Below are 11,615 nucleotides of genomic sequence, written 5' to 3'. Positions count from 1 at the left end.
CCAGTGTTTCCGGCAGGTGCCTTTGCGCCATCTTTCACCTCACCCTTTGCCGTGCCCTTGTCTTTCATTTCCTGCACCGGGGCTTGCGCCGTCGGCGAAATCGTCGTGATTTCATACATGCCATCCTTCATAGGACGGATTTCAAAGGTGACGGTGTCGCCGACTTCGATATTCTTCGGCAAGCCGTTCGCCGGCGGCTTGAAGCCCATGGTCATTTCTCCCCATTGCAGGCTTGGAATCGGACCGTGCGACAGCAAGACTTCATCCTTGTCGATGCTTTCGACCTTGCCTTGGCCTCGATGTGTCTGACCCGAGACTTTGCCACTTGCAGCAGCCGGCATTTCGCCCAAGCGTGTCGTCGTTCCCTTCAGGCTGGCTTCGGAATCAATCAGGAACTGGCCTGACACCACCACCTTCTGTCCCGCTTCCAGCCCTTTCGTGATTTCGGTTTTACCGTTTGACTCGATGCCGGTCTCAACGTCGACCGGCATGAATTTGCCGTCGCCTTGCGCCAGCATCACGACACTGCGCTTGCCAGTCTGAATCACGGCTTCGGTAGGGACCGTCAACACGTCCTTGCGCACCGCCGGTGTGAAATTGATGGTGGCGAACATGCCCGGTACCATTCTCTGGTCCGGATTGGCCAGTTCCACCCGCGCCTTTAGCGTGCGGGTAGCGGCATTGACCTCAGGCAGAATGGCGCTGACTTTACCTTTGAGTAACGAGCCGGGCAATGATGGCGTGCGCGCTTCCACTACAGCGCCAGGACGTACCTGCGCCGACAGATTTTCCGGGACGTCGGCATGTACCCAGACCGTATCGATGCCATTGATGCGGAACATCGGTGCGCCAGACATGACTGTCATGCCTTCGCGCACTTCCAGTTCCGATAATACGCCGCCAATGGGCGCACTAATGGTCAATCTCGCGTGTACCTTGCCGCTGATCGTCACGCGCCGGATCTGGTCGTCTGTCATGCCGACTAAGCGCATGCGCTGGCGTGCGGCGTCCAGCAATTCGTCTGTCCCCATGCCCTGCATGCGTGAAATTGAAAGATATTCTTCCTGCGCCGCCACCCACTCCGGTACATACAATTCAGCCAGCGACTGGCCTTTCTTGACTGGATCGAGGACAGCGCGCACATACAGCCGCTCGACAAAGCCATTGCTGCGGGCTTGCACCACCGCCACATTGCGCTCGTTGTAGGCGACGCTGCCCACTGCTTCGACCGTCGGTGCCAAGTTGTCCTTGGTGACCTCTGCCACCCGGATACCGAGATTCTGCTGTACGCGCGGGCTGATCGATACGGTGCCTTCGTCGCCAGCCTCATCGGCATATACGGGCACCAACTGCATATCCATGAAAGGCGACTTGCCAGGCTTGTCGAATTTTTGACCGGGCACCATCGGATCATGCCAGTACAGGACTTTTTTCCCCGTCGCCGGATCCACGCTGTCGGCTTTCTGTTCACTTCCGGTCGGCGGGGCGGCAGTCGGTGCCGGGCCAGCCATTTTCATGCCCTGATTCATCCCAAGCCAATACAGTCCATACCCACCTGAGCCAATAACACCAGCGGCAAGGAGCGCTAAGAATAGTTTTTTGGTGTTCATTTTGGATTCCTGTTCAAATCTGTAGCCGGATGCGATGCAGTGGCGTCGTCCGGGAAGAGGTAGTTGAGTTGTGCCCATACGCGGGCCATGCCGGTTTCGAGTTGCAGTGCCTGGAGCCGAACATCGATTTCATTGCGGCGTGCCATCAAGACATCAGGCAATCCGGTTCTTCCACCGCGATATGCGGCGATTGCAGCCCGTGTTTGCTCGTTAGCAAGCGGTATCAATTCTCTTTCGTAGCGGCCAAGGCGTTCCCGGTCGTTTTGCCACTCGTGGATCATTACGCGTGTTTCCGCTATGTGAGTTCGCAACGACTCTTCCCGTTCCGCCTTTGCCTGCTCGACCATGGCGAGCTTTGCCGACAGTTCGCGATCTTGCCGGTTCTTCTGGTCCCATTGCAGCGGAACGGAGACGCCTACCGAGATCATGTTCGAGTACGCCGAGCCACGCTGGGAATACATCACTTCAACATTCCAGTCGGATTTCCTGTTGGCTTGCGCCAGTTTTGCTTCCGCTACGGCGATTTCTTCTTGCCTGGCCAGCACCGCAATTTGCGGATGGTGATTGAGTTGGGTGTCAAGCGTCGCTGGGTCGAGGCGGATGGTATTTGCATCGGGCCTGGCAGCCAACGGCATATCCGCAGCCTGCCCAATCCACCGAGCAAGCATGGTCCGGGCATTCGCGGTAAGCCGCCCGATTTCACTGGAACGGTCGTCAAACATTGCGAGCGCACTTCGTGCGGCGAAAATGTCGGCCTGGTTGCCGCGTCCGGATCGATATGCGCCTTCGGCAGCTTGCACTTCCAGATTGGCTTGCATGCCTTGCTCATTGATGATTTTGGCAGCGGCCTGGGCGTAGTAGAGGTCCAGCCATGCCAGTGCCGTGTCCCGCTGAATGGACGCGATGGTCATGCTCTTTTCCGCAAGACTTTTCTCTGCTTCCCGTTCGTAGCGTTCCGAGCGAAAACGACGCTTGTCTGCTCGCGTCAGTTCCTGCATCACGCCGACACGGCGCATCGTCATGAAGTCGCTGGTGAGATTGAAGCGATCCGGTCCATTGGCTGGCAAATTATCGATGCCAAGTTTTAATACCGGATCAGGGAGCTGGCCCGCTGCGACAGCCATATCACGTGAGGCAGCGACCGCAAAATCCTTCGATGTGATTTGACGTGAGCGTTCGACCGCTAGGCGTTGGGCTTCGGCCAGCGTAAGCGTGGGTTCTGCCGCAAAAACGGGGACAGCGAGCGCCATTGCACACACCAGGAAAGTCCAAACGATTCTTTGCACAAAGCGAGGAGCCGTGTTGCGCTCAAGCGCAGGTAAGGTAAATGGGGATGACATGAAACCTCCAGATAGCAATGAACAACACCGGCTGCGCGACATGCGCAGCGATGACGAACCAAGCGGTCTGAAGGATTAAATGCGGAAGCAGCAGTGTTGAATGGACAGCGGGGGAGCAGTCGTTCGGGCCAGCTGCACGTCTTCGACGAAGTTGGCCAGCGGAGGATGGGCAATATCGATTGGCAGCAGAGTCGACGCTAAGGCCGCTGCAACGAATGGCTGTACTTGGGGAAGTTCGGGCTTGTCGAGAGATTGGTTTCCAGCCTGATCGTGAGCGTGGCACAGGCTCGGCTGCACCACGTCCATGCCCTGGCATTCGTCCATGTTCCCAATGTTTGCGTCGAATGACATCGTCATCGATGCATCCATTTGCCCCGCCTGATATCCTGGGCATACGTACGCGGCAACAGCAAACTGCATGAACAGTATGCTGAATAGCGCAATAAGCGCCGCAACGAAGCGGGATGGGCGGGAAATTTTCACAATATTTAAATTGTACACCTTAAGAAACTGGGTGTCGGAAGGCCCATACCAAATTGCCTTAATGAAGTGATGCAGCCGCATCTGCACTCGCCAAACCAACCAGTATCGGGCAATTGGGATGGTTGTCTCCCGCACAGGTCTTGGCGAGATGATGCAACGTGTCTCGCATTGCCGTCATCTCCTCGATACGCTTGTTCAGGTCCTCCACATGCCCCATTGCAATCGCTTTTACCTGTTTACTAGCGCGCCCGGTATCTTGCCATAGCGACAATAGCTCTCGAATCTGGTCGATCGAAAAGCCGAGTTTTCGTGCCTGTTTTACAAACCGAAGCGTATGCAAATCATTTGTACCGTACGTTCGGTAGCCCGCGTCGCTGCGGGCGCTTTGCTTGATCAGGCCAATGCTTTCGTAATAGCGGATCATTTTTGCCGAAACGCCAGTCGCGTTGGCAGCTTCTCCAATGTTCATTTTCGCTCTCCTTAAAGTGAGGTGATCAATCGGCTGTGTTGTGCGTTGGCTTCCAGCGGCGCAGCAATAACGCATTGGTGACGACGCTGACGGAACTGAATGCCATGGCGGCACCTGCAATCATGGGGTTGAGCAAGCCAAACGCGGCAAGCGGTATGCCAACCAGGTTATAAATAAATGCCCAGAACAGGTTTTGCTGAATTTTCCGGTATGTCCGCTTCGAGATGGCAATCGCATCGGCTACCAATGCCGGATCTCCGCGCATGAGCGTAATGCCAGCCGTGTGCATTGCCACATCCGTGCCGGTCGACATGGCGATGCCGATATCGGCAGAGGCCAATGCCGGTGCATCGTTGATGCCGTCGCCAACCATCGCAACTGTTTTATACGTTTGCTTCAGTTCTGCAACAACATTCGCTTTGTCAGCTGGTAAAACCTGCGCTTTGAACTGCGTAATACCAATGGCATCGGCCACAGCCTTTGCAGCGCCAGCGTTGTCGCCGGTGAGCATAATTGACTGGACACCTATGCGGGCGAGTGTTGCAATGGCATCTTTGGCGGTTTTCTTCAAAGTGTCGCCAAACACCAGCAGTCCGCACAGCTCGATACCGGTCGCCGTTCTGACAGCAAGCCAGGATACGGTTCTTCCTGCGTTTTCATGGGTCTTTGCCACCGACTCTTCCACGCGTGTCGATACACCAAGCTCTTGCATCAGACGCGTGTTGCCAAGGTAGACGGTCACGCCTCCCACATCGGCTTGCACACCACGCCCTGGCAGTGCCTTCGCATTGGTTGCAGGATAAAGAGCCAAACTTTGCTCTTTCGCAGTGGTTTCGACTGCTTTGGCTAACGGATGGTCGCTGTACTGCTGAACCGCTCTTGCCAGCTCCAAAACGCGGCGCTGTGACTGCGTGAAGCCTTCCACAGCAACGATGGCCGGTTTCCCCTCGGTGAGGGTGCCCGTTTTATCGAAAGCGACTGCAGTGATGGCATGCGCCGATTCAAGCGCTTCCGCGTCCTTGATCAGGATGCCGTATTTGGCGGCCACGCCCGTGCCAGCCATGATTGAGGTTGGCGTGGCCAGACCAAGCGCACACGGACACGCAATGATCTGCACCGCGACCGCGTTGAGCAACGCTTGCTGCCAGTCGCCGGTCATGAATCCCCAGGCGAAGAACGTCACGACGGAAATGAGCAAGACAACCGGGACGAAGACCGCACTGACCTTGTCCACCAGCCTCTGGATCGGCGCTTTGACCGCCTGCGCCTGCTCGACCATCTTGATAATTTGAGACAACATGGTGGCACCGCCAACAGCGGTTGCCTCGAATAGCAGGACGCCCTCAGTATTGATCGCACCGCCGGTGACATGGTCTCCAACCGTCTTTGCGACCGGAAGACTTTCGCCAGTAAGCAGGGATTCATCCAGATGACTGCTGCCTTCGACAATCGTGCCGTCCACGGGAACGCGATCGCCTGGGCGTACCACGACAAGGTCACCGCTGCGCACCGACGCCACCGGTACAACCACGTCTTTGCCATCACGGCGGACGATGGCTTCCGTGGCACGCAGCGATTCGAGTGCGCGCAGTGCCGCCACAGTCTGTTTTTTTGCCCGTCCCTCCAACCATTTACCAAGTAAGACGAGTGTGATGACAACGGCCGACGATTCGAAGTAGAGGTGGTTCATGCCTTCATGGCCAGCGTGCATGATCATCAGATACACCGACAGGCCGTACGCCGCGCTGGTGCCAATGGCCACCAGCAAGTCCATGTTGCCGGCGCGGGCAAGGAGCGCTTTCCACCCCGCCTTGTAGAAGCGGGCACCCAGCCAGAACTGCACCGGTGTGGCGAGCAGCAATTGCATCCAGCCCGGAAGTGCCCACTCGTAACCAAAAGCCATGCCGAACATTGGTGCAACCAGGGGCAGACTGAGAAGCGTGGCGGCAGCAACCGGCCACCAGTCAGGAAGTGTATTTGTTGGTGTGGTTTTGACCCGGTCTTCGGTGACGGCGGACGCTTCGTAGCCGGCTTTCTGCACGGCCGCAATCAGGGTGTCCAACGGAACACCTGAGGATTTTACTTGCGCTTTTTCGGTGGCTAGATTGACGGTCGCATCGGTCACGCCAGGGAGCTTTTTGAGTGCCTTTTCAACGCGGGACACGCAGGAAGCGCATGTCATGCCGGAAATCGACAGGGATACCGTTTCGCCTGGGACTTCATAACCGGCTTTAGCAACGGCAGCCGACAAGGCTTCCAGGGTTACGGCATCACCGGCGCGAACCGTCGCCTTTTCGGTGGCAAGGTTGACAGACGCCTTTTCCACGCCAGGGACAGCTTGGAGTGCCTTTTCTACACGAGCAACACATGACGCACACGTCATTCCCTCAATATTGAAGGTCAGGTCGGTAATGCTAGTTGGGGGTTTTACAGCGGTATCCATAAGGGTCTCCTGAAGCCATACCTATACGGTAGACCTTCCATTGATGGGAAGGTCAAGCGGTTTTTTGAATTATCCTTTCGTATGTGCCAGCAAAAGGATTTTTTGTCGCAAGCTTAGGCTATGGAGGAGAACTTCGATGGGACTAAGGACGCGAATGTCGGCACAACGTGGTTGTACGCAGTAGCGGATGAACTGAAAGAAAAATATCGGCTCTGCAGCAAATCGATGGTTTCACGTTGGCAATAAATTGCAGTAATATATTTGTTACTTGGTGAGATTCTGGCGGCAGTAGCTGGACCTCGCGACAGCCGATAGGCTTTACTGCGGAATAATCGTGTCATGGAAAACTGCCTTGGGCGGTTTTTTTTAGACTCTAAACGTTTTCTCCAAGGCGTGCTCCGGGATCAGCGATACCCGCGAAGCGCGTTATATGCTTCAATCTGCGCGGGATTCAGTACCTCTGTCATGCGCAAGTGGTAACGCATGTGGGCAGCGCATAACGGCCGTTGAGTTGTGCCGCTTTCACGCTCGCTTCGTCAACGGATACCATGGCAGCTTGCCTTGCTTACCCTTGAAAAGCAGGCCTACTTCCAACTTGGCGGCTATCGAACCACCGCACTCGGAAGGGGAAACAGGCAGCCTGAAGCGACTAGCTTCAGTGAATACTGCCGTTCGTATCGTGCGGGTAGAACGGTTTCATGGACTAACCAGCTTTGTGAGCCGCTCTTCCAAGCTCGCGTGGGAGAGTTCGCCGATGCGGGTGTCGACAAGCGTGCCATGACGATCAAAAAACAGCGTAGTTGGCAACCCCGCAGCGCGCGCCTGCTTTGCGATGGCTCCGTGTCTATCAATCAGCACATTTTCCATTTGCAAAGCATGTGCGATCAGGTAAGCGCGTACTGCATCGGCAGATTCGCCCTGGTTCGCGAACACGAAGATTATGTCCTTGTGCGTCTTCTGCGCCTCCTGAAGCACGGGCATCTCCCGTCGGCAAGGCGGACACCAGGAGGCCCACAGGTTAATGATCACCGGTTTGCCAGTGAATGATTGCAGTGCAACGGATTTCCCGCCGAGGTCGGGCAACGTGATCGCTGGAATTGGCGTAGTGGCTTTGCCAGCCTGCAGTGCTGTCGTCATCGCTCCCCATAGCGCCAGGCCCACCATGAGTGAAGCCAGAATCGGTCGGCGTTGTGGCCGGTTGCGCACTGCCAGGAATAGAGCCATGAAAATCGCTCCTGCAATGCCTACAACTACATTCATGCCGCCATCGCGAAGGTCGAGGACAGTCCAGGGCCGGCCAATATAGCTCGGCCAATAAATCAGGACGAAAGCAAGCCGGGCGGATGCAACGCCCACAAACAGTACGGACCACAGCGCGCGCTCGACTTCCATGCCGCTTCGCTTTGCAAGCCGGTTGCCCACAGCCAATGCGCCTAGGACAGCGACAAGGAAGAAGAATGGCCTGGTCGGAATTGCGAGCGATCCTACGGCGAATGATTCCATTACTTGTTGCCCTTGATTTTTCAGAGAAGCATGGATTTGCTTCTTGGGCAAGAGAATGCACGTTGCTGTGATGGGAAGGTCAAGAAGCAAAAGAAAAAATGCGGAAAAATGCAAATCGGCGTTGACCTTCCAATGATTGGAAGCCTGAGGATGTAGCTATCAGAAACCAAAACCTGGATACCATCATGGATTCTACTCTTCCTGCTAATCAATCTTCGGAAAGCCGACAGTTGCGCACTGCCTTGATCGTCATCGCAACGGCGCAACTGATGCTGGTTCTGGATGACACTATTGCCAACATCGCATTGCCCAGCATTCAACAAGACTTTGGCGTATCGGCTTCGCTTCTGCCTTGGATTGTCAACGCTTATATCCTCGCGTTTGGCAGCCTTTTGCTTTTTGGTGGACGCGTAGGCGACCTATTCGGAAGACGCTGCGTCTTCCGGGCAGGTCTTGCCATCTTTACCGGCGCGTCACTTCTGGGTGGTTTTGCTCCTGGCGCAGAGTGGCTGATCGCCGCACGCGCATTGCAGGGTATCGGTGCGGCACTCGCGGCTCCCAATGCGCTGGCGTTAATCGCTACGACTTTCCCCGTGGGCAAGGCCCGTAATTCCGCCATGGGCGTGTACGGGGCCATGTCGGCGCTGGGCATTACCGTCGGCGTGCTTCTGGGTGGTGTCCTGACCGGCATGCTGAGCTGGCGTTGGGTCTTCTTCATCAATATCCCGATCGGCCTCGGTGTGCTTGCGGGAACCCGCAGCCTGGTCGAGGGGCAGCGAAACACGGGGCGGCTCAATACATTGAGTGCCATCGCCGGCACCGCTGCATTGGTCGCCCTGACTTATGGGGTGACGCGCGGTGGCGAACATGCGTGGACCGATCCGATAACGATCGGCGCATTCGCCGCCGCCGGCGTCCTGCTGATCCTGTTCCTGTTCATGCAAGCGCGCAGCGCAGATTCGATGCTGCCCCTCTGGCTGCTGCGTGAGCGCAATCGTGCCGGGTCGTACCTCACAATGTTGTTCACGGGCGCTGGCCTGATGGGCACTTTCTACCTGTTGGCCCTGTATCTGCAACAAGTTCTCCAGTTCAGCCCGACGAGGACCGGGGTAGCGGCGCTGCCGTTCAGCGCCGGCATCATCCTTGGTGCGGGAATCAGCACCAAGCTGGTTGAACACTTTGCGCCGCGCTTCGTGGCCGGTCCCGGCCTTGTGCTTGGTGCAATCGGGATGTTCTGGCTGTCGACACTGACCGTCGGCGCTTCCTACCTTACGCACGTCATGCCCGCAGTATTTCTCACCTCGTTCGGCCTTGGCATGAGCGCCGTAACGATGACATTGACCGCCGTTCATGGGGTCGATGAAGAGTGGGCGGGCGTAGCCTCGGCGATTGTGAATATGTCTCAGCAGATTGGTGCCGCACTGGGGTTGGCTATCCTGACTACGATCTCGGTGACTGCGACAAATGAACAGTTGCCGCAGGCAGCCACTGTGATGCAGCAAGGTAAAGATCCCGCAATGCTGGCTAAAGCCGGTGAAGCGCTCACTTATGGCTATACCAGCGCGTTTGCGGTCGGTGCTCTCATTTTGCTGGCGGCCGCCCTTATTGCCATGCTCGCGGTTAATACGACGCAAAAGCAAAGTGCTGCCGCAGCAGTCTTGTAAGCCAATAGCCTTCGACGCCTTCAACCCCGGACGCCGGCAATCTTGGCCTTCCCATTATGGGAAGGTCTAAAGTGAAGTTGTCATCATTAACAGGAGCAAGCAAATGTATGAAATTCAAGTAGAGAAAATGACCTGCGGCGGTTGCGCTGGTCGAGTCAAGAAAACGGCATTGGCTCTCGATGGGAGCGCAACGGTTAACGTCGACCTGAAGGGCAAGCTTATTCGTCTTGCCTCGACTTCAGGGGCAGCGCAGGTAGCGCGAGCCATCTCAAGCGCTGGATACCCAGCCACGGTTATTGGCAGCGGAGTTTAAAAGACCTGCAGTGAAAAGGAGAAGAGCATGGACATCGAACAAGCAGCGGACGCCAACCTGTAATAATCACGACCGCCTGCTTTGGGTTGTAGCCACAAATTCATTTTCTAACTATAGCGCTTTGGAACGGGGCAAAAGCAAGCCCCGCTGTCCTTATCGGCAACGGGGCTTGATGATCGCTAGCGCGTTATCAAAATAGACAACAAAATCAAGACGGCATCTAGATTTTAAATACGATAGCTAAACGTCTGGCACTAGGCGGGCTTGACGGCATCGTACAGCGCTTACGCGCCGTGGCGTTTTGCCGACCTGCGACGCGATGCCGCGAAGCCGAGAAGGCCTAACGCAAGCAACGAAACAGTCGCAGGTTCCGGAACCTGATTGGCGACAAAATTGCTGCCATTGACACCGAGAGTCCAGGCCATGTCGCGCCCTGAGATCTCGGCAATGCCGGCAAGGTACTGCCCAGTGTAAGGCGCGATAAAGTTGATCAGCGAGTCGAGGTTGCCAAGGCCATCATCATTGAAGAAAGCGAACTGGAGATTCGAGCCAACCGCATCGCCGACAAATATCCCATCACGTTCGATATCAAACAGTACCGACAACCCAGCATCGCGGTTTGGGCCATTAAGAAATACCGACAGCGCATCTCCTGCATTAGCGGTAAAGACAACGAAATCATGCGGTTCAAAAGGCTGACTCTGGCCCCCTGCCAGAAAACCATTTACAGAGCCATTCCCAAACAATGTTCCATTGATATGGCTAACAGGTGGGTCATGCGCATCGATGCCATAGAAATGGTTCGCATAAGCGGCAGTAGAGGTCATTAATACCGCAGCAGAAGCAGCGATGCCCACAACAATATTTTTCAAAATCTTTTTCATTTCTATTCTCTGGCCTTTGCGTCAAAAAACATACTTTCAACTATGCAATATTGGTGCCAGTAGATTAAATTCTTAAAAATCAATTATTTAAGGTAAACACTCCTGTCCAGTGTAAATATTTTCGACGCATTTCATATTCGATTGATTAACATGGCAATCAAGATGGCCGGCTGCCTCGCCGGATATTTATGATGTTTTTGACATAACAGGAGACACGGTGACCGTTGACGCCAAAATTGTGACCCGCCTGAACGAGCTAATTATGCTGGGTAAAAAGGTTCTGGTAACGCGTACTGCGCCTTCGCCGGGCCACATGACCGGTGACTTTATCGATGTTCAGCTTGCCAATCAGTGGCTGACAAGTCGCCTTAGCCTCCTGTCAAGGGTGTTTGGCGAAGGCAGCGTGCACTATCAACGGATCAATGATCAGTTTCCGTCCTACCCGAAGTGGGCCAATGTCGAGCAAGCCTTTGGTGTCTTACTTGCCGCAAAGGACGACTACGAATCAGAGAGCCTTTTTTCGGTCAAGAAGCTCGTAGAAGCAGAGCTCTTTGATGAATTCTTGGCGCAAGCTGAACATTTATTGGAAACAGGCTATTTTCAGCCTGCAGCCGTCGTAGCGGGCAGTGTTCTTGAAGATGGTTTGCGTAAGCTTTGCCAAGCGAACGCCATACCGCTGCCTGACAATCCAAAGCTCGACTGGATGAACTCCGAGCTCGCGAAAAATGGCGTGTACACAAAACTTGTGCAAAAGAGGATTACGTCGATAGCCGATCTGCGAAACAGTGCCGCGCACGGTAAGTGGGACGAATTTGAGAAGTCGGACGTACAGGCAATGGTGCGTGACATCCGTGACTTCATGGCCAAGCACTACGCTTGACCCTTCCACCGAAGCGACCACCAATA

Annotated in this window: 10 protein-coding genes; 3 read left to right on the top strand and 7 right to left on the bottom strand. The window is 55.3% G+C overall.

Annotated elements, in window-relative coordinates:
- The 6 genes from V7080_RS04015 to V7080_RS03990 form a co-directional block, all read right to left on the bottom strand.
- The coding region (locus tag V7080_RS04015; RefSeq protein ID WP_442947175.1) for an efflux RND transporter periplasmic adaptor subunit at positions 1–1,610 on the bottom strand (1,610 nt) is incomplete at its 3' end.
- Entirely contained in the window at positions 1,607–2,860 is a 1,254-nt protein-coding gene (locus tag V7080_RS04010) for a TolC family protein (RefSeq protein WP_334187112.1), read from the bottom strand. The genes V7080_RS04010 and V7080_RS04015, both read right to left, overlap by 4 nt.
- A gap of 165 nt (positions 2,861–3,025) precedes the next feature.
- Entirely contained in the window at positions 3,026–3,514 is a 489-nt protein-coding gene (locus V7080_RS04005; protein WP_334187111.1) for a hypothetical protein, read from the bottom strand.
- Positions 3,492–3,902, bottom strand: coding sequence for a Cu(I)-responsive transcriptional regulator (gene cueR / locus V7080_RS04000; RefSeq protein WP_334187110.1), 411 nt, complete (start codon positions 3,900–3,902; stop codon positions 3,492–3,494). Before cueR ends, V7080_RS04005 begins: the two co-directional genes overlap by 23 nt.
- 25 nt (positions 3,903–3,927) lie before the next feature.
- Positions 3,928–6,345 carry a heavy metal translocating P-type ATPase gene (locus tag V7080_RS03995; RefSeq protein WP_334187109.1) on the bottom strand — a complete coding sequence of 806 codons (2,418 nt, stop codon included), beginning with the start codon at positions 6,343–6,345 and terminating at the stop codon, positions 3,928–3,930.
- A gap of 696 nt (positions 6,346–7,041) precedes the next feature.
- Entirely contained in the window at positions 7,042–7,962 is a 921-nt protein-coding gene (locus V7080_RS03990; protein ID WP_334187108.1) for a prolipoprotein diacylglyceryl transferase family protein, read from the bottom strand.
- Positions 7,963–8,033: 71 nt separating this feature from the next.
- Here V7080_RS03990 and V7080_RS03985 point away from each other — a divergent pair, with 71 nt between their 5' ends.
- Entirely contained in the window at positions 8,034–9,512 is a 1,479-nt protein-coding gene (locus V7080_RS03985; RefSeq protein ID WP_334187107.1) for an MFS transporter, read from the top strand.
- Between the two features lie 103 nt (positions 9,513–9,615).
- Complete coding sequence (locus tag V7080_RS03980) at positions 9,616–9,825, top strand: heavy-metal-associated domain-containing protein (protein WP_334187106.1); 210 nt, start codon at positions 9,616–9,618, stop codon at positions 9,823–9,825.
- 284 nt (positions 9,826–10,109) lie between these two features.
- Here the strand turns inward: V7080_RS03980 and V7080_RS03975 are convergent, their stop codons facing one another.
- Complete coding sequence (locus V7080_RS03975; protein ID WP_334187105.1) at positions 10,110–10,709, bottom strand: PEP-CTERM sorting domain-containing protein; 600 nt, start codon at positions 10,707–10,709, stop codon at positions 10,110–10,112.
- 217 nt (positions 10,710–10,926) lie between these two features.
- On the opposite strand from V7080_RS03975, the gene V7080_RS03970 reads away from it, so the two are divergent.
- Positions 10,927–11,589 (top strand): DUF4145 domain-containing protein, encoded by a 663-nt coding sequence (locus tag V7080_RS03970; RefSeq protein ID WP_334187104.1) that lies wholly within the window; start codon positions 10,927–10,929, stop codon positions 11,587–11,589.
- Positions 11,590–11,615: the final 26 nt, after the last annotated feature.

Origin of the sequence: Noviherbaspirillum sp. (assembly GCF_036846085.1) — a bacterium.
In the GTDB taxonomy this organism is placed as follows: Bacteria; Pseudomonadota; Gammaproteobacteria; order Burkholderiales; family Burkholderiaceae_D; genus Noviherbaspirillum.
Note: the sequence above shows the minus strand (reverse complement) of the source record. Positions and strands in the feature narration are given on the sequence as shown.

Coding starts and splice junctions, on each gene's coding strand:
- V7080_RS03975 (WP_334187105.1), bottom strand. CDS start 10,709: ATGAAAAAGATTTTGAAAAATATTGTTGTGGGCATCGCTGCTTCTGCT.
- cueR (WP_334187110.1), bottom strand. CDS start 3,902: ATGAACATTGGAGAAGCTGCCAACGCGACTGGCGTTTCGGCAAAAATG.
- V7080_RS03985 (WP_334187107.1), top strand. CDS start 8,034: ATGGATTCTACTCTTCCTGCTAATCAATCTTCGGAAAGCCGACAGTTG.
- V7080_RS03995 (WP_334187109.1), bottom strand. CDS start 6,345: ATGGATACCGCTGTAAAACCCCCAACTAGCATTACCGACCTGACCTTC.
- V7080_RS04005 (WP_334187111.1), bottom strand. CDS start 3,514: ATGCGGCTGCATCACTTCATTAAGGCAATTTGGTATGGGCCTTCCGAC.
- V7080_RS03980 (WP_334187106.1), top strand. CDS start 9,616: ATGTATGAAATTCAAGTAGAGAAAATGACCTGCGGCGGTTGCGCTGGT.
- V7080_RS04010 (WP_334187112.1), bottom strand. CDS start 2,860: ATGGCGCTCGCTGTCCCCGTTTTTGCGGCAGAACCCACGCTTACGCTG.